General features: G+C 63.5%; 16 protein-coding genes. 1 reads left to right on the top strand and 15 read right to left on the bottom strand.

The genetic code is table 11. The features are described from left to right. Window positions 1–104: 104 nt before the first annotated feature. The 4 genes from Q0331_RS05155 to glmS form a co-directional block, all read right to left on the bottom strand. Window positions 105–533 (bottom strand): hypothetical protein, encoded by a 429-nt coding sequence (locus Q0331_RS05155; RefSeq protein ID WP_298075400.1) that lies wholly within the window; start codon window positions 531–533, stop codon window positions 105–107. Window positions 534–607: 74 nt separating this feature from the next. After that, complete coding sequence (gene tsaD / locus Q0331_RS05150) at window positions 608–3,115, bottom strand: tRNA (adenosine(37)-N6)-threonylcarbamoyltransferase complex transferase subunit TsaD (RefSeq protein ID WP_298075399.1); 2,508 nt, start codon at window positions 3,113–3,115, stop codon at window positions 608–610. 257 nt (window positions 3,116–3,372) lie between these two features. Then, the gene (gene alr / locus Q0331_RS05145) at window positions 3,373–5,088 is read right to left on the bottom strand and encodes an alanine racemase (RefSeq protein WP_298075398.1); all 1,716 of its coding nucleotides are present in this window, start codon (window positions 5,086–5,088) and stop codon (window positions 3,373–3,375) included. Between the two features lie 78 nt (window positions 5,089–5,166). Next, on the bottom strand, window positions 5,167–7,029 hold the full coding sequence (glmS, locus tag Q0331_RS05140) for a glutamine--fructose-6-phosphate transaminase (isomerizing) (RefSeq protein ID WP_298075397.1): 1,863 nt from the start codon (window positions 7,027–7,029) through the stop codon (window positions 5,167–5,169). Between the two features lie 61 nt (window positions 7,030–7,090). Here glmS and Q0331_RS05135 point away from each other — a divergent pair, with 61 nt between their 5' ends. Next, window positions 7,091–7,966 carry a dienelactone hydrolase family protein gene (locus Q0331_RS05135; protein ID WP_298075401.1) on the top strand — a complete coding sequence of 292 codons (876 nt, stop codon included), beginning with the start codon at window positions 7,091–7,093 and terminating at the stop codon, window positions 7,964–7,966. 56 nt (window positions 7,967–8,022) lie between these two features. Here the strand turns inward: Q0331_RS05135 and Q0331_RS05130 are convergent, their stop codons facing one another. From Q0331_RS05130 to Q0331_RS05080, 11 genes are all read right to left on the bottom strand, one after another. Continuing rightward, window positions 8,023–8,256: a hypothetical protein gene (locus Q0331_RS05130; protein WP_298075396.1), complete on the bottom strand. Its 234-nt coding sequence runs from the start codon at window positions 8,254–8,256 to the stop codon at window positions 8,023–8,025. Continuing rightward, on the bottom strand, window positions 8,253–9,779 hold the full coding sequence (locus Q0331_RS05125) for a hypothetical protein (RefSeq protein WP_298075395.1): 1,527 nt from the start codon (window positions 9,777–9,779) through the stop codon (window positions 8,253–8,255). Before Q0331_RS05125 ends, Q0331_RS05130 begins: the two co-directional genes overlap by 4 nt. Beyond that, window positions 9,776–10,084: a hypothetical protein gene (locus Q0331_RS05120; protein WP_298075394.1), complete on the bottom strand. Its 309-nt coding sequence runs from the start codon at window positions 10,082–10,084 to the stop codon at window positions 9,776–9,778. The genes Q0331_RS05125 and Q0331_RS05120 overlap by 4 nt, the downstream gene beginning before the upstream one ends. A gap of 174 nt (window positions 10,085–10,258) precedes the next feature. After that, complete coding sequence (gene glmM, locus Q0331_RS05115; protein WP_298075393.1) at window positions 10,259–11,602, bottom strand: phosphoglucosamine mutase; 1,344 nt, start codon at window positions 11,600–11,602, stop codon at window positions 10,259–10,261. Between the two features lie 160 nt (window positions 11,603–11,762). Further along, window positions 11,763–12,323 (bottom strand): 30S ribosomal protein S9, encoded by a 561-nt coding sequence (gene rpsI / locus Q0331_RS05110; RefSeq protein ID WP_005291842.1) that lies wholly within the window; start codon window positions 12,321–12,323, stop codon window positions 11,763–11,765. Then, complete coding sequence (rplM, locus tag Q0331_RS05105) at window positions 12,323–12,766, bottom strand: 50S ribosomal protein L13 (RefSeq protein WP_034984948.1); 444 nt, start codon at window positions 12,764–12,766, stop codon at window positions 12,323–12,325. Before rplM ends, rpsI begins: the two co-directional genes overlap by 1 nt. 298 nt (window positions 12,767–13,064) lie before the next feature. Further along, window positions 13,065–13,985: a PRC and DUF2382 domain-containing protein gene (locus tag Q0331_RS05100; protein WP_298075392.1), complete on the bottom strand. Its 921-nt coding sequence runs from the start codon at window positions 13,983–13,985 to the stop codon at window positions 13,065–13,067. Between the two features lie 384 nt (window positions 13,986–14,369). After that, window positions 14,370–14,651, bottom strand: a complete 282-nt coding sequence (locus tag Q0331_RS05095; protein WP_071057436.1) for a WXG100 family type VII secretion target — start codon at window positions 14,649–14,651, stop codon at window positions 14,370–14,372. Between the two features lie 61 nt (window positions 14,652–14,712). Next, window positions 14,713–15,000 carry a WXG100 family type VII secretion target gene (locus tag Q0331_RS05090; RefSeq protein ID WP_035003052.1) on the bottom strand — a complete coding sequence of 96 codons (288 nt, stop codon included), beginning with the start codon at window positions 14,998–15,000 and terminating at the stop codon, window positions 14,713–14,715. A gap of 151 nt (window positions 15,001–15,151) precedes the next feature. Next, window positions 15,152–16,486 (bottom strand): type VII secretion-associated protein, encoded by a 1,335-nt coding sequence (locus tag Q0331_RS05085; RefSeq protein ID WP_298075391.1) that lies wholly within the window; start codon window positions 16,484–16,486, stop codon window positions 15,152–15,154. A 53-nt stretch (window positions 16,487–16,539) separates the two neighbouring features. Next, a partial coding sequence (locus Q0331_RS05080; protein ID WP_298075390.1) for an FtsK/SpoIIIE domain-containing protein occupies window positions 16,540–18,589 on the bottom strand: 2,050 nt, incomplete at its 5' end.

Here is an 18,589-nt window from a genome sequence, read left to right as displayed (position 1 = left end):
ACAGCCGTCGTCGCGGGTGAACAACTGTGAGTCAAACAACCTATCTGGCACTCTACCCTCGCAAGTGCTAACGCTCAACCAACCCCGGTGCTAGATCCCCGGCGCTAGATCCCCTTGGTCAGGTTAATCACCGCGTTGTGCCACAGCTCGTAATCCTCGGCGTTGTCTTCCTTGTAGTTCTCAACTGCGCGGATGCCGTTGTGGATGGAGTCGATGTCCTCGTCGGTCAGCCCTGCTCCCTCGTCGCCGACGAACAGCACGGGGCCGAGGATCGCGCGAGCCGGGTCAGAGATGAAGCTGGAGTCGCCGGTCTCCTGCTCCTTGCGCCCCATGGAAGCCAGCGGATTCGGCTCCGGGTTCTCCGCCTTACGTGCGTCGGAGGAGTAAATCGCGGCGACGGTCAGGCCACTCTCCACAAAGACCACGTGCAGGCGATCCTGCTCGCTACCACCCAGAACGTCGGCGGCCTCCGACAGATCAATGTCCATTTCCTTCGTCTGCAGGTCCGGCGTTACCAGCATGCTGCGTGGCATATTGAGCTCCTAGCTTGTTGTGTGATGAAAAAGTTGTGAGATTTAAAACAGTCACAGAACATCTTGCCAGCAAATTAGCGATTGCGCAGGATAGGGTCTTCCACGTCCAGCGACGGGTCGGTAGGCGTCGATAAACCGCTCGGCTCCTCCCCCGCCGCAACGAGGCGCGCGGCGAGTGCCGCCATCATCAAGCCGTTGTCGGTGCAGAGCTTTGCCTGCGGGATTTTTAGTTCGACGCCCACTTCTCCGCACCTTTCGGCAGCCACCTCACGCAGACGCCTGTTCGCGGAAACACCTCCGCCGAGCAGCATCACGCGGGCACCCTTATCCTCGCAGGCGCGCAGCGCCTTAGTGACGAGCACGTCCACCACTGCCTCTTGGAAGGAAGCACACACGTCTTCAATGGGCAGGCTCGTGCCCTCCTTTTCCGCCATTTCCACATAACGAGCGACGGCGGTCTTCAACCCGGAGAAGGAGAAGTCGTAGCGCGAATCCTGCTGGCGCATCATGCCGCGTGGGAAGGCGATGGCCTTGGGGTCACCTTGCGCAGCCAGTCGGTCGATCACCGGACCGCCTGGGTAGCCCAGACCCAGCAAGCGCGCGACCTTGTCGTAGGCCTCGCCTGCGGCATCGTCCAGGGTGCTGCCGAGTTCTTCCATCGGGGCGCCCACGCCTGTGACGTGCAAAATCTGCGTGTGTCCGCCGCTGACCAGCAGCGCGATGGCGTTGCTGAGATCGTTGCCAACGCTAGCTCCCTCGGTGGAACCTCCCGCAGCTCCCTCGTCGAGGGTTCCGACAGCCACGTGCCCGCCCAGGTGGTTCACACCATAGAAGGGCACCTCCCATGCCAGGGCGTAGGCCTTCGCGGCGGCGGCGCCTACCAGCAGGGCTCCGGCCAGGCCGGGTCCAACGGTGGCGGCCACAACATCCGGAGTGCGGAAACCGGGGACATTCTCGCGCGCTTCCGCCAGGGCTGCACGCATGGTCGGCTGCATGGCCTCCAGGTGCGCGCGAGAGGCGATCTCCGGGACCACGCCTCCGAAGCGGGCGTGCTGCTCCATGGAGGATGCCACCTTGTTCGCCACGATTCCTAGCTGCTCAGCACCGTTATCAGCGGTCGCCGTGCTGGCGACGATGCCCACGCCGGTCTCGTCACAGGAGCTTTCGATACCCATGATGTAGGCAGGCCGGTTTGAAGTCTCGGAATCTGAGGCTGGGGTGGCGTCAGGAGTAAAACCGGGACGCACCATGGTGAAAGCATCCGCGCCCGAGGGCTGGTAGTACGCACGACGGGTGCCCTCGATGGCGAAGCCGTAGCGCTCGTACAGCCCCACTGCGGGGCGGTTGTCGGTGCGAACCTCGAGGAAAATGGGGGCGCGCAGGCGGTCGGCGACGGCTACGAGTGGATCCATGAGCAGCTTGGATAGGCCCTTCCCCTGCCATTCGGGGAGGATGCCGATGGTGTGAATCTCCGCCTCCGGGTCGTTCGCTGGGCCGCCGACAGCCAAGATTGCGTAGCCGATCAACTGGGGTTCGCCGGGGCCATCAGCAGAGTCTGCAGCTGTCTCGGGAGCAACCTCCAGGGCAAGGCAATGGGTGTGTGGCGCGGCGATCTCACCCGCAAAGGCTTCCGCAGACCAGGGGGAATCCTCAGGAAAGAGGATCTGCTCGATCTCCGCGCAAGCGGGCGCATCGGCGGTAGTGAGCAGGCGCACGCGGGTGGACTGAGAGCCCGCATGCGGATCTCCCCCGGCAGCATCGCCCTTGGCGCCTGCGGCATCGGCCAGCACACCCAGCTCCTGCACGCGAGAAAAGTCCAGCGCCTTCGAAATTGCCTTCGCCTTCGGCTCCTTCGCATCGGGCCGACGCAAGTAAAGTGCGCGGAGTGCGGGCGCATCGGCCAACAACCCCGGAACCGAACCAAGAAACTCCAGCGCTGCAAGAACTAATCCCCGAGGCGTGGGATGGGCATCCACGCTTTCGATCTGGCAGCCCTCTTGGGAGCCGAAAAGCTCCTCCGCCTGCTCCGCAACCGCGGAAGCGCTAAGCACCCGCAGAGGCCAGCGGTCGATTTCCTGCTGGATATCCCGCACCACATCTGGCGCGTGAACGGAAGCCGGAACTTGCACCTCAGAGCACAGCCGCCCTGCCACCCCGGGAATGAAACTCATACGCGAGTGGTAGAACTCCCGGCGGCGGGCATCTGAGACGATCAGGTAGTCGCCGAAGGCTTTAGACCCGACCTGGGAGGTTGCGTACTCCCACGCCGTAGCAGCTGCGCTGGGAATGCCGTGGACTGGAATCGAGAGGGCGTCACCAAAAGCAGCAGCGGTAGCCATGCCAACCCGCAACCCCGTAAACGGTCCCGGACCGGTGCCGGCAACGACCGTGTGCAGATCACCAGGGGAAAGCTCCGCTTCGGCGAGGCACGCCTGGATGTTCGGGGTGAGCAGCTCCATGTGACCGCGGACATTATCCACAAGGCGCTCAGAGAGCACGCTTACCTGGCCGTTCGCGGCGATCTGGACAATACCGCAGGTGACGTAGTTGGTGGAGGTATCGACGGCCAAGGCGTAAATCATAGGATTTATTCTATGGCGGATGGGAGCAGCGGTGAAAACAAGAAGTCCCCGAGAGGCTCTCGCAGTAAACCTCTCAGGGACGGTATACAACTGGCGGGTTGATCAGGCCCGTAAATGCCAGCGTCTTGTGAAACACCCCTCACGGTGATTCGTCAACTATCATTGCACGGCGCAGCTCTCGAAGGCAAGCCCTCCCGAGAAATTCCCCAGTTTTTCCTAAGAAATTGTCAGGACGCGCCCAGTCGCTCCCGGCGGTGCTAGATCCAGCGCCACGTGACGGTGCGTGCGTCCGCAGCCGACACTTGTGAATTGGCCGAGTCGTCGGTGCTGGCCACGCTACTCCGATCGATCTGCACATCAAGCACCTTCTCGCTAAGGGGTTCCACCACTCCGCGACCCCATTCGGCAACCACGACCACGTCGTCGATATCCGCGTCTATATCCAGGCTCTCCAGCGCGTCAAGCACCTCGTTACGGTCGATGTGGCGACCCGGCTCTATGCCCTCTTCCACGTCCGTCCCCAGCAGTCGATAGGCATCCATGTGTAGCAGCCCCACCCCACGCTGCCCGGCGCGGTGGGTCCGCACGATAGTGAACGTCGGCGACTGCACGCGCCCCTTCACTCCCAGGCCAGCGGCCAGTCCCTGGGTCAGGGTCGTTTTGCCTGCGCCCAAAGGACCGGAGAGCACCACCACGGTCCCGGCCTCCAGCTGCTTTCCCAACTGTTCACCCAGGTGACGCATGTCATCGGCGGTCGCGGCAGTAAAGGAACCGTCGGCGGAGAAGTCCGGACGGCCGCCCTTGAATACCCTCTTGACCCTCGGCCCCCGTGGCATCGTCAGCACCTCGTAGCTGATCGTGCCCGCCAACTCCGCGAACTCGTCTGCGCTGTTGCCATTCTCGCCGAAGATCACCGCCCAGTCGCCCGGCTTCACGTCCGCAGCATCATCGGCAACACCAGCAGCCGTACTGTCGGCCGCCCCCAGCTCTACGACAATCTGGTCCATGCACACCCGACCAATCTGCGGATATGCTTTCCCGTTGATCGTCACCTGCATCTTTCCGGATGCGCTGCGCGGCAGCCCGTCAGCGTAACCGAGCGCCACCACGGCGGTGCGGGTATCGCGCTGCGCCCGCCAAGTGTGGCTGTAGCTCACGCCCTCGCCCTTCGGCACTACTCGGGTTGTTGTCACTCGGGCGCGCAGTGTCATCGCAGCGCGCAGTTCGACGTCCACCCCGATCGGGTCGATGCCGTATAGTCCGACGCCCGGTCGCACCAGCTGATAGGCGAGGTCAGGTCGGTGCAAAGTGGCCGGTGTGTTTGCGATGTGATTACACGGCACCCGCAGCCCACGGGATCGGCAAAACTCGATAGCTTCCGCAAAGCGGGCGGCCTGCAGGTCGTTCGCCTCCGACTTGGGGTCGTCGGCGCTGGCCATGTGGGTCATCACACCGGTGACTTCCACCAGTTCCGTCTTGGATGCCAGCAGCTCGACTGTTTCCTGCCACTCGGCGGGGCTCACCCCGGAGCGGGAAAGGCCAGTATCCACCATGAGCGTCACCCGCACGGGAGCGCTGACCTGCGCCTCCCGCTGCGCCTTCTCGGCCTGCTCCACCAGGGAACGCGCGTGCGCCAGCGAGGGCACGCCAACGTTGATGTCCGCGGCGAACAACTCCGCCAGGTCTTCGTCGGGTGTCCACATCCAGGCAGTGATCGGCGCGGAAGCGTAGCGCTCCCCTAGTTCCGTGAGAATCTCGCGCAGGTGCAGGGCCTCCCCCAGCGTGGCCACGCCCAGCTCTTCCACTCCCGCGTCCAGCATTGCGGGGGCCACCACGTCCACCCCGTGGTTGTACGCATCGGCCTTCACCACGGCCAACACCCCAGCGGGAGCCGCGGCCTCCCGGAACACGCGCACGTTGTGCGCGATGGCATCCAGGTCAACGACTAGTTCCGCAAGGTGACGATCCGACATGTTCATAACCTTAGCCACCCTTCCTGGGATTCCAGGAAAGGGGCACGGCAGGGGGCGTCACTAAGAAGGAACCCCGAACTATTCGACGGTGACGGACTTGGCCAGGTTACGCGGCTTGTCGATGTCCTGGTTGCCGCACTGGCGCGCGATGTCGGCGGCCAGGAACTGTAGCGGCACCGTGGACAGCAGCGGCTGCATCAGCGACGTGGTGCCCGGGATCTCCAGCAGCCAGTTGGCGTACGGGCGCACGGCCTCGTCGCCTTCCTCCGCGATGACGATGGTCTTCGCGCCGCGAGCACGGATTTCCTGGATGTTCGAGACGATCTTGGAGTGCAGCACCGGGCGGCCGTTCGGGCTGGGCACGACGACAACGACGGGCAGGTTGTCCTCGATCAGGGCGATCGGGCCGTGCTTCAGCTCGCCGGCGGCGAAGCCCTCCGCGTGGATGTAGGCCAGCTCCTTCAGCTTCAGCGCGCCCTCGAGCGCGACTGGGAAGCCCACGTGGCGGCCCAGGAACAGCATGGTCTCCACTGGGCCGAGCTCCTCGGCCAGCTGCAGGATCTGCTCGCGCAAACCGAGGGTCTTCTCGATCTTCTCCGGCAGCGCCTCCAGGGCGTAATAGATCTCCGCGATCTCGTCGGCGTACTTGGTGCCACGAGCCTGGGCCAGCGCCAAGCCCACAAGGTAGTTGGCGGCGACCTGCGCCAGGAAAGCCTTCGTGGAGGCCACGCCGATCTCGGGGCCGGCGTGGGTGTACAGCACGGCATCGGATTCGCGTGGGATCTGCGAACCGTTGGTGTTGCAGACAGCCAGTACGCGGGCGCCCTGCATCTTCGCGTGGCGTACGGCTTCCAGCGTGTCGGCGGTCTCACCGGACTGGGAGACGGCTACGACGAGGGTGCGCTGATCCAGCACTGGGTCGCGATAGCGGAACTCGCTGGCAACTTCGATCTCTACGGGCAGGCGCACCCAGTGCTCGATGGCGTACTTGGCCAGCAGGCCGGAGTGGTATGCCGAGCCGCAGGCGACGACGAAGACCTTCTCCACGCCGCGCAGATCCTCGTCGGACAGGCGCTGTTCGTCCAGCACGATGCGGCGGCCGTCGAAGTGGCCGGCCAGGGTGTCGCGGACTGCGGCGGGCTGCTCGTGGATTTCCTTCATCATGAAGGAATCGAAGCCGTCCTTCTGCGCGGCGTCCAGGTCCCAGTCGATGGTGAAGGGCTTGCCCTCCACCGGGTTGCCGTCGAAGTCGTAGATCTCGTAGGAGTCGGCGGTGATGACCACTGCGTTGTCCTGGCCCAGCTCTACGGCGTTCTTGGTGCGGTCGATGAAGGCCGCTACGTCGGAGCCGAGGAACATTTCGCCCTCGCCTACGCCGACGATCAGCGGGGTGGAGCGGCGGCCCGCGACGATGGTGCCCGGGTGGTCGTCGTGTACAAACAGCACGGTGAAGGCACCGTCCAGGCGGGAGAGGACCTTCAGCGCGGAGGCCTGGAAGTCGCCTGCGGTTTCGCCTTCGTTGTAGGCGAGCGCCAGCAGGTGTGCGGCGACCTCGGAGTCAGTCTCGGATTCCAGCTCGATGCCGGCGGCTTCGATCTCCGCACGCAGGGTGGAGAAGTTTTCGATGATGCCGTTGTGGACGATGGCAGCCTTGCCGTCGAAGGAACGGTGCGGGTGTGCGTTTACGTCGTTCGGGCGGCCGTGGGTCGCCCAGCGGGTGTGGCCGATGCAGGTAGAGCCGAGGAAGGAATCGCGACCGACCTCATCGATGCGGTCGATGAGGTTTTGCAGTTTGCCTTCCTTCTTTTCGAGGTGCAGGGAGCCCTGCTCGACAACTGCGATGCCAGCGGAATCGTATCCGCGGTATTCCATTCGCTCCAGCGCATCCAACCCGATTTGGAGGGCCTCGGAGTTACCTACGTAGCCAACAATTGCACACATGTCTCTGACGATACACAATGGCTTGTCCGTTTCGGTAAGCTGTGGGGCTGTGGCAGATAAGATTAAGAACCTGATTACTCGCTTGGGCAAGCGCGGCCCGCACCGCGTCATGGTCGGTGACCTGAACTTCGCTGGAATTCCGGGGCGCGTTTACACCCCGGCGGAAGGTAACGGCATTCCCGGCATCGCTTTCGGACACGACTGGCGTGTCGGCGTGGATGCGTACCACGCGACGCTGCGCCACCTGGCCAGCTGGGGCTTCGCGGTAGCGGCGCCGGATACGGAGAAGGGCCTCTCCCCGAACCACCGTGGCTTTGCCGCTGACCTGGAGACCGCGCTGCAGATCCTGGCTGGCGTGCGTCTGGGTAATGGCAACGTCACGGTGCAGCCGAACGAGCTTTACCTGGCTGGCCACGGCATGGGCGCTTCGGCTGCCGTGCTGGCTGCGACGGGCCGCCGCCACCGTAGCGAGCTGAAGGGCTACGACACTGAGCCCACCATCAATGGTGTGATGGCCGTGTACCCGGCGGACACTTCCCCGGATGCGACAGAGGCCGCGAAGTATGTGAAGGCTCCGGGGCTGGTGCTGGAGGCTGGCCGTTTGGGCGAGACCCCGATGGGTAACGCCAAGCGCATGGCCGCCCACTGGGGCGGGGACGTTGTCTACCGCGAGCTGCTCGGAGCTTCCTCCAGCGGCTTCCACGAGAAGTATGGCCGCAACTTTGCTCTTGGCGCCGGCCTGCCGCAGTTCAGCCAGCAAGAGCTGACTCGCGGCCTGATGACTGGCTTCGTTCTGGCCGAGGATGAGAAGAAGTACGCCTCCTTCCGCGATAGCCACGCCGAGCTGAAGAAGACCCGCACCGCCACCCAGCACGAGCTGTATAAGAACCTGCCGGAGAACGTGGATCTGGACGAGCGCCTGGCGGAGATCTTCTAGGGCTCAGCTTCTAAGAGTTCGACCTCTCTAAGCTAGGCCCCTTAAAGCTAGGCCCCTTAGTCGAAGATCCGTCCGCGCACCCCGCGGGCGCCAGTGCTCGCGGTCGCGTTCACGTTCGCGCTTCCGCCCGTCTTATTTGCCTTGTCCCCCTGAGCCTTCTTGGCCTCCTCAAGTTGGCGCGTGCATTCCTTGAGGGTTTCCTCGAACTCCCGCACCGATTCCTCTACCTCTGCCATGTAGCCATCGACGATGCGCTGGTAGCGCTCTGTAAGTTCTTCCCTACTGGTCACCACTCACCGCTCCTTTCGATATTGACGCCCACTGCCGCAGCCCCCGCAGCAGCCAATTCCACAGAGGCGCCTGTCATTTCAATGGATGCAGCTCCCGCTGCCGATACCCACACGTCCGGAGTCCACTGCTTGGAGGGCGCCGGCTGCGGCTTTGGATCATTCTCCAGGTTGGGTGCCGCGGGCGTGATCGGTTCACCCTTCGTATCGCTGGATGGCGGTGTTGACGCCTTGTGCTCGGGCTTGGGTTCCGGCTCCGGCTTCGGCTCAGGCTTAGACTCCTCGCACTGCTGCGGCGGTTCCGGCTCCGGCTCCGGCTTCGGCTCCGGCTTCGGTTCATCACAGGGCTCAGACGGTTCCGGTTCCGGCTGCGGATTACCGACCGGCTTCGGCTCCGGCTCGCACTCTTCCTTGTGCCCGACCTGTTCCGTTGGCGGCGCTGGCTCAGGCGCAGGTTCTGGCTTGGGATCCGGGCACGGCTCCGGCGCAGGCGCTGGCTCAGGCTTAGGTTCAGGTGCTGGTTCCGGCGCTGGACAGTGATCCGCCGGTGGAGCCATCGCCTCCGTCGCACAATGCACGATCTGCTCCCACAGCCTCACCGCACCCTCAACGTTGATCTGCAGTGAGCCCGCCAACGGAGGCGCCAGAGGGGCCGGCGGAGCAGGAGGCGGAGGCGGCGGCACCAGGGACTGCGCAGGCATTGGTTCCGGTGCAGGCGCGGGCTCTGGGTCTGCCACAGGTGTAGGCGCGGGAGCCGGTTGCGGCGCCTGAGCCATAGCCGTCTGCGTGACCACCTGAGCCGCCGCCTGTGGTGCGGGGTGCTGTGCAGGCCCCGTCTCACACGGTTGCTCGGCCGTCGGAGGGGGCGTCACTACCTTCTTCGGTGCTGGGCAATCACCTTCCGGGGCCTTTACAGGCTCCGGGCACTTGGTCTCCGCGGGCTTGGGATCCTGGCAGACCGGCTTGTCCGAATTCCCGGGCTCGGCAGCGGGCTTCGCATCGCGAATCAGCTGATCCATGGTCGTATCCAGGCAATTGTTGCGGCTGCGCAGAATATCCTCTGAAAGCTTCCCTGCCAGCTTCGCCAACAGATCGAGCAGAGGCTTACCACCATTGATCAGACCAATCGCAGCCATGCCGAAAAGCTCCAACTTCTCGGCAATGTCCTCGATCAGACTCACCGAGTTCTCCGAGGTCGTGCCCATGATCTCGGCGGTATCCCGCACCGCCACGCAACGATCCTGCACGCAGTGTTCGTGGTTCAGCTGCTCCTTCCCCGCCTTCTCCGTCGCCGTCCCCGGCTGTGCATCGCCCGTGCCCTTCAGGCTCTCTTTCACGCACGCCTCGGCGGCCAGCTCCGGCGCCTGTTGTTTCTGGTTGCTCGCCGGCCCAAGCGACGTAAGGATCGTCTCTGGGTTCATGCCGTTGGTAAATGACGCCGCAGCCTTCGCACCCTCCACGGGAGCGCCAAAGCCGGCCATCACAGCGAGCGCAGCGTTCAGCCGGAGATCCAGAGAGCCCGTCACGCCCAGCCACCCCCTGCGTTCAGGCTGGTGGAGTTTTCCTGCTCGGACTGCCCCACGCGATCCACCAGCCCCGTCAGGTCCTCGCCTGCTTGGGCGAGCCGACGGGCGTGATTCACCCGCACGTTATGCCCCTGATCAACCAGATCCAGAAACTGCTGCGCCTTAGCCTGCAGCCCCGTGCCAAACGCGGCCACCGGCACACTCGGCCGGTTGCCATCCAAATGATTCGCCCAGCTCAGCTGCGCATCCCGCAACTCCGCCACCCGATCGGCGGCGGCCATCGGATCTATATGCAACTCTCCCACGGTCTCATCCCCTTTGAACTCCCCCTGCAGCGCTCAGCACTAATGTCCCGCACAGGCGCCTCACACAAGCGCTTCGCGCTGCACAACAAAACATCCGCACAGTTAGACTGCGCGGATGTTAAAAAGGTTCGCCGGAGTTTCCGGGGGCCTTGGAGCTGTCGTAAGAGTTTGCGCCTAAACCTCCGCCACCACAGCCGCGAGCTTCCCCGCGATGCGACGGGCCGTGCCCGGATCAGCGGCCTCCACCATCACGCGGAACAGCTCCTCGGTGCCGGAAGGGCGCAGGAGCACGCGGCCAGCGTCGCCCAGATCCTCTTCCGCCTTGGCGATGGCCTCGACCACGCGCTCGTCGTCGGCGATCACGGACTTATCCGCCACCGGCACGTTGATCAGCGTCTGCGGCAGAACCGTCATGACGCTGGCCAGTTCGGACAGCGGCTTGCCGGTCTGCGCCATGCGCGCCATCAGCGTCAGCCCCGTCAGGGTACCGTCGCCGGTGGTGGCGTGCTCGGAGATGATGACGTGGCCGGACTGCTCGCCCCCCAGGGAAAGATCAGAGGCCAGCAGCTCGGCCAGCACGTAACGGTCGCCCACCTGCGTCTCCAACACCTTGATGCCGTTAGCCCGCATGGCCAGCTTCATGCCGAGGTTGGACATGACGGTGGCAACCAGGGTGTTCTGTTTCAGCTCCCCGTTTTCCTTCATCGCCACGGCCAGGATCGCCATGATCTGATCGCCGTCCACAACATTGCCCTCGGAATCCACGGCCAGGCAACGGTCCGCATCACCGTCGTGAGCCAGGCCCAGATCCGCCTGGTGCTCCAACACGGCCTTCTGCAGAACCTCAATGTGGGTGGAGCCCACCCCATCGTTGATGTTGAAGCTATTCGGGCGGCTGTGGATCGCCACAACATCCGCGCCGGCCTGGCGGTAGGCCTCCGGGGCGGCCGTAGAAGCAGCGCCGTTGGCACAGTCCACCACCACGCGGATGCCATCCAGCGGGTGGTTAATCGCCGTGCCGACATGAGCCAGGTAGCGCTCCAGGGCGTCGTTGGACTCATCCAGGATGCGGCCGATCGCCGCACCGGTAGGCCCTGTTTCAGGCAGCTCGAGCATGGTGGATTCAATCTCGTCCTCCACATCATCCTGCAGCTTGCGGCCACCGGCGGCGAAGAATTTAATGCCATTGTCCGGCATAGGGTTATGGGAGGCGGAAATCATCACGCCCATGTCGGCGCCGAAGTCATCGGTGAGGAAGGCTACGGCAGGCGTCGGAATCACACCAACGTCCAGCACATCCACGCCCTGCGAGGCCATGCCCGCCGACAGAGCAGCCGTCAGCATCTCCCCCGAAACGCGCGGATCGCGACCCACCACAGCGGTCGGGCGGCGGCCACCCACTTCCTCCTTGGACACCAACACACGCGCGGCGGCGGCACCCAGCTTCATCGCCAGCGGCGCGGTCAGCTTCCTGTTCGCCAGGCCGCGCACACCATCAGTTCCGAACAATTTACCCATAGGGCGAGATCTTACCCGGCCACCCCGCAGGTCGAGTGAGTGCCACTCCCGCGCATGGGTAATTCATCCGAAAGCCGCACAAAAGGGAAACCCCCACGTCCCAACCGAAAAGTTGATCGGTTGGGGCGTGGGGGCGTCGCCACCAAAAAGATGGAGCGATTTAACGCTTGGAGTACTGCGGTGCGCGACGTGCCTTGTGCAGGCCGGCCTTCTTGCGCTCCACGGCGCGAGCGTCGCGGGTCAGGAAGCCAGCGCGCTTCAGGTCGGTGCGCTCTGCCGGGTTGTACTTGTTCAGTGCGCGGGCGATAGCCAGGCGGAAAGCGCCAGCCTGGCCGGAGGGGCCGCCACCGTTCAGGTTGGCCTGGATGTCGAACTGATTCTCGCGGTCCAGCAGAACCAGCGGAGCCTTGATCAGCTGCTGGTGCAGCTTGTTCGGGAAGTAGTCCTCCAGGGAACGGCCGTTGCACAGGAACTCGCCGGAGCCCGGAACCATGCGGACGCGGACGACGGCCTCCTTGCGGCGGCCAACGGTCTGGATGGTGCCCTCGAAGACGACCGGCTCAGCCTCAACCTGCTCAGCCTCGTCCTCGGAAGCGATGGAGTCACCGATGGTGGCAACGAACTCTTCGTTCACTGCGTCGGTAGCGGTGTACTCGCCCTCGAAGTTCTCCTCGACAGCAGCGTTCTGCTCGTCGGTTACGTTCTCGTTGTACTCAGTCATTACTGTGCCACCTGCTTGATCTCGTAGGTCTCAGGCTTCTGGGCCTCGAAAGTGTGCTCCGGGCCAGCGAAGACGCGAAGCTTCTTGATGGACGCGCGGGACAGCTTGTTGTGCGGCATCATGCCCTTGACTGCCTCCTCGATGACGCGCTCCGGGTGCAGCTCCAAGGAACGACCCAGGGACATGGTCTTCAGACCACCCGGGTAGCCGGAGTGACGGTAGCGCATCTCACGCTCGCGCTTGTTGGAGGAAATGTGGACCTTGTCCGCATTGATGATGATGACGTTGTCGCCGCAGTCAACGTTCGGTGCGAAGTAGGGCTTCTTCTTGCCGCGCAGCAGGTCAGCTGCGGTAACAGCAAGACGACCCAGCACCACGTCGGTGGCGTCGATGACGTACCACTTACGGGTGATGTCACCGCTCTTCGGGTGGAAAGTAGTCACAGGGGACTCCTTAAAGTCTTGATCTTGGAACTGCCAGCCAGATGAACACTTAAACGTGAAGTACGTGAGTGCTTCTGCGGCGGCCGGTTGGGACCCGCAGAAATGCATGCGCCCGGACAGGCCGGGCACTGTGCACACAACCCTTGGGAGTTTAGTGCAGGTTAGCGCGCAGACCAAAACGCCTACCTGGGCGCGCGAGCTGGTCGCCGCCAACGTTGCAAAGCAAAGAGCCCCGACTTTAGCTCTCCCCTGCCATTGGGGAGGGCGAGCCGGGGCTCTGTCGCTTAGTCCCTAGTTGTTACTTACGGACGTCGCCTTCAATGTTGGAGTCGATCTGTTCCTTGCGGACCTCTTCGGTGTGACGCTCGGTCTCGGTGATCTGCTCCTTGTTCAGGGATACCTTCTCCACCGGGACGGTCTCCTTGTTCACAGAGACACGCTCCTCGCTCAGGGTGACGGAGGCTTCCTGGCCGGCGTCGTCGATGTTGCCCTTGAGGTTAGCTGCCTCCTCCTCGGAGATCGGGGTGCGCTCGACGCGAACCTCTTCGCGGGTAACCGGAACCTCTACGGTCTCAGTGTCGGTGACTACATACTTGCGCAGGCGAGCCTCGCCGGTCTGCACCTTGTCCTTCTGAACGTTCAGGCGCTCCTCGGAGCGGATGATCTCGCCCTCGTTGTTCACGGCAGCCTCGCGGTTAGCAGCGTCGGTGTTAGCGGCTTCGCGCTCGGTGGCACCCGCCTGGTCGGCGTTTGCACCGGCAACGCCTGCACCGGCAACACCTGCGCCTGCGGCACCTACGCCGGCGCCAGCAGTAGTGTTACCTTCGGCAGCCTCGTGGCGGTCCAGGGTGGAGCGCTCCTCGCCAGCATCCTGGTTGCCAGCGCCCTCGCCGTAACGGGTGGTGTCCTCAACATTGTCAAGGCCGTAGTGGCGGTAGATCTCGTTCTGCTGCTCCGGGGTCAGAGCCTGGTCGGCATCGAAGTCCGGTGCGTCCTTCACGCGATCCTTGGCGAAAGCCAGGTTCAGGTTCTCGCCGTCGAACTTGTGGCCGCGCATCGGAACCAGGCTGGAGTTCATTCCGAACAGGCCGTGGTTAACCTCTACGAAGGTGGGCTGGCCGGACTTGTCGTCAACGAAGATTTCCTTGACGCTGCCCAGCTTGTCGCCAGCGTTGTCGTATGCGGTTGCCTTGAAAAGATCCTTGATGTCGTTGCTCATTTTGCTAATAAAACCTTTCACCTTGTCGGTACGCAATACGGGGGTTTTGTCTTGCTTGGTGAGTACCAACAGTGGGGAATTACATAGTGGTGTAACAACAGCAGTGGTGTCGCTGATTGTTTTCGTCTTTCCCGTACACAGAAGACAGTACGCATGGTTTTATTGACGCTTCAAGCAAAATGCTCTGCAATAGGCCTGAGGCGAGCATTTCCTCAGCATATCCCCAGTTCATTGCGCACATCACGATTAGGTCAAGTTTCTTAACATTGCGTCCCGTGTGTCTGTTTCACAACGCGGGGTGTCGATTAAAGAAAAATCTCGGGCTTCCCTTTCCAGTCCAAGGGGAGCCCGAGAGCATGACGGGAGAAAATGGTTTAGCCGGTTTTATGCCCAGCTATTAGCTGCGTTGGTGTTGATTTCGCTCATGCGATCATTTGCCTGGCGGACGGTGCGGGAGATCTGCCCCAGCACTTCGTTGATCTCCTGTGCGGAGTCGTCCCACTTCTTTTGTGCGGCCTGGTAGCTGTCGGAGGCCGCGCCCTCCCACTCGCTAACCATCGGCTGCAGATCGCGCTTAAGGTCTCCCAGCAGACCGTTGATGGTGCCATTGCCACGGTTGATGTCATCCGCAGCATTGGCGATCTGCGCAAAGTTGTACTGAATCATTCCTGTCCCCTTCTGTAATGAATTCTGTAATGAATCTCTTGTACGCCCAAGCCGACCCGGGTTAAGCGTTGAAAGCTGCTGCGTTGTCCACGTCGGTGGTATCAAAGTCACCGGCGTTGGCGCGGATGTTGTCCGCGATGCTCTGCAGTGCCTCGTTGAGCTTCCGTGCGTTCTCGTCCCAACGCTCCATCAGCGAGTGGAAGGAGGTCTGTGCCTGCCCCTTCCAGCTACCGGAAACGTCATCCACCACGCCACGCAGGCGGCTGAGCTCGCCCTGCACCTCGTCCTTCACGCGGTCGACGTTGTTCGCCGCCTGGTTCATCGTGCTGACATCTGTTTTAAAGCTCATGCCTTAAAATCCCCCTGTTGAAAATTCTGCAAACTTTTCGATCATGCCGCCGGGTATCCCCTTGAAAACCCTGTTGAAGGCGCCATCGTAAGGGTTATACTCGCCGTCCTGCGAAAAGGTTCACGGTATTCCCCACATTTCCTGCTTTCCCCTATTTTTCCGGACGCGCCGTCTCCACAAACTCCTGGCATACCTTTTCCCGCTGCTCATTCCACTGCCTGTACTGGCAGCCCACCGAAATCTGGTGCCCGTCCACCAGCCGCACATGCCACAAGGTCGTCGAACTCGGATAGCTCTCCTCGTAACTCACCGGCTGGGTCGACACCACTGTCACCCCATCGTCGCTGCTGCTCACGTCGTTCAGCGCGCCGAGCATCGCCGCATCCATCTCCTCTTGTGTTTTCAGCGGCGTCTCCTTGGCCGCCACCAGCACACGCATCCCTTCGTCGTCGCCGACGTATTCCTCCCGCGCTCGGGTTGCACTGCCTAAGCGCCACCCGTCAACGTTCACGCTGATCGGTATGTCCGCACGCCGTGAACTCTGATCGGCCGTGGTCACGCCCCGTCTGTGCGGCTCAGGGAAGGGTTCGGTCGCCTCCTCGCCTGTCCCTTCTAGGCCCGATTCGTCTGCGATAGGTTCCTCTGGCTCCACGCTCAGGCTCCCTGTGGAGCTCACAGCGCTTTCCGTGCCTTCCGAGCCTTCCGAGCCAGCCGTGTTCTCTGCTGCCTGCGAGTCGAACACCGTGAACGTCGCCACCAGCCCACCGATGATAAACAGCGCCAAGGCGGCCAGCGCCGCGGGTAGCCTGCGGTTGTCTTGTCTTTCTTCCTTTTTTATTGACGCCCCCTCCACCTCCTGCCACTCCTCCGCTTCCTCTACGGGTTCTGCTACTGCAGTGTCCACGTTTCGATGGTGAATCGGTTCGGCAAGGTTAAGGTGTTCCAGCTCCTGTTGTGCCAGCGCGAGCTCGCTGGCAATTCGCAGCACCATGTCGTTATCCACCAGTCGCGCACGCACGCCCATGATCCGCAGATAGTGCACAACCTGCACCGCAAAGGAGCCGGTGACCAGGACGTCTACCTCCCGCAAACCAATACCCCAGGGGAACAGCTCACGCGGCTCCGGCGGGTTCACTGCCGCAGCCTCCGGGTGTTCCTGTCTTTGTTCCAGCACCTCGCTGACCATCTCAAAGAGTTCAGAGAGCCTGCCAAGGCTCAGCCCGGAACGCTGGAACTCCACGTCGTCCACTGCGTCCGCTCTACCCGCGGCACCCACGGCGCTCGCAGTGCCCGTGGCACCCGCTGCGCTATCGGCCCCCTCGTACTGCAAGTATCCCGGACGTTGCATCTCTGCATCGCCGGTCACCACGAACCCCGTGGCCAGATCCGTCACCGTCATACCACTGACCAGCACGCCCGATTCCTGCAGCGCCAGCGCCTCGGCCAGCAGTCCCCGAGCTTCCCCAATCTTCTGATCTGCCCTCATTTTCCCCACCCCACTCTTTACTCTCAATCGTTCCTAATTACTCTCAATCGTTCTCAGTTCTGTTCCGCCACCTCGGCCACGTGCACCGTCCAGGTTTCTTTGTGCACATAGGCGGCGCGCCCCTGTGGGCGTCGTACTAAACGAACCCCCGCGATCGGCCCGTCCTCGCGTGGCGCAGAAAACAGCAACCACGCGCTCTGGTCGCGCATAGCCTGTGTCAGCGGCTGGTAGGCCGCGCGGGCGAACTGCCCCGAGCGGCGGCCAAGCACCAGGTGCAAGCCAATGTCGGCGGCGTACGGCAACAGGGGAAGAAGCTGGTCGAGCCCGGGATCGGCGTCCGCATCGTCGACCACCACGAATAGCTCCGGCCCGGACCACCAGGAGCGTTCCCGCAGCTGCTGCGGGGTCACGTCGCTGCCCGGAATGCGCGCCCGCAGCGTGGCAACCCACTCGGCCAAGTCCGCGCGGAAGTCCTCCGGCACGCGGTAGCCCGCAACCCCCAGCAACCCGCGGCGCGTGTCCGTGACCAGGAACTCCGGCGGCTCGCCGGTGTGGCTGCGAGTCTCTGCGACGGACTGCATGACGGCGCGCAGGGCAGTCGTCACTCCACTGCCTGCCTGCCCAATGGCCACCAGGTGCGGGAAAGTCCCCCGATCCCAACGGACCGGATCCAGGCGCGGGCCGCCGATAGCGAATGCCTGCGGGTCGCCCAGCTCCTCCCAACCGATGCGCCCCGGCAGCACCCGCATGGCCACCTCCGGCTCGCCGCGACGGGCACTTTCCATCCGCACGTGCTCGATGTCCTGCGCGGTGGAGTTTGCGAACTGCACGTGCTTGCCGCGGAACGACACACCCCGGCCGGGCACGTCTGGAAGGGATTTCTGCGCTTCGCGGAAATGCGCGTCTAGCGGGGTCATCCGTAGTTCGATCTGGCCGGTCAGCACGTCCCGCAACGAGGGTCGGAAGTTCCACCGCAGTGCTGTGACCACCACGTGCAGACCACGCTCCAGGCCGGTGGTGGCCAGGCGGATCAGACGCTGTTCCTCCTCGCCCGCCCCACCGCTGGCTGTCCCTACCTGGTCCAGCCCATCAATGATCAGCAGGCGTTGGCCTTCCGTCTGCTCCATCTCGTCGAACAGGCGCGCCAGCCCATCGGGCCCCACCACCGCCGCCACCTGTGGCAAACGCGCGAGATCCCTCAGTCCACCGCCCGGGTCGAAGATGTACACGGGCCAGCCCGGCGAGCTCAATACCCACCCCAACACCAGGCTGCGCACCGCCGTGGTCTTGCCCGTGCGCGGCTGGCCGACGATCGCCCAATGCTTGCGGCGCAGGTCCACATCCATCGGCACCTGCAGCCCCTCGAAGGGAAGATCCTCCAGGCCAATGCGGGCCACGCCCGGCGCGCGGGGCTCCATAACCTCGCTGGCGGGCAGATCTTCCGGCAGCGGCGGCAGCCATACCGGATTCTGGTTCGGCCCCTCTAGCCGGTCGATCACCATCTGCATGGTGGTGGTCTCCGCCTCCACGGTGGAGCCCAGCACCCGCACCAGCCGCTGGTCGCGAGGCAATTCCGGGCCGGAGACATAGGCCGAGTGGAAGCGTACTTTGTCCCCGGCGGAAAGGATCGCGGCACCTGGGGTGGCGGGCAGCTCGTAGGCCTCGGTGGTGCCGATCAGCGCGCGGGATTCGGAGGCAGAGAATGTGCGCAGGGCGATGCGGTAGCTCAGGTGGGATTCCAGGCCGCGTAGGCGCCCTTCCTCCAGTCGCTGGGTGGCCAGCAGCAGGTGCATTCGCAAGCTGCGACCCAGCCGACCGATCGCTGCGAACACCTCGGCGAACTCGGGCCGGGCGTGCAACAGCTCGGAGAACTCGTCCACCACGATAAACAGTGCTGGCATCTGCCCTGGGCAGACGCGGTTGTATTCGGCCGCCGTGGTCAGTCCTGCGGCGCGGAGCTTTTCTTGACGCCGATGCATCTCCCCCAGCAAACTATCCTGCATTCGGTCGACCAGCCCCGCCTCCTCAGCCAGATTGGTAATCAGCGCGGACGTGTGGGGCAACCGATCCATCCCCAGGAAGCTGGCGCCGCCCTTGAAGTCC

Origin of the sequence: uncultured Corynebacterium sp. (assembly GCF_937999985.1) — a bacterium.
Lineage (GTDB): Bacteria > Actinomycetota > Actinomycetes > Mycobacteriales > Mycobacteriaceae > Corynebacterium.
Note: the sequence above shows the minus strand (reverse complement) of the source record. Positions and strands in the feature narration are given on the sequence as shown.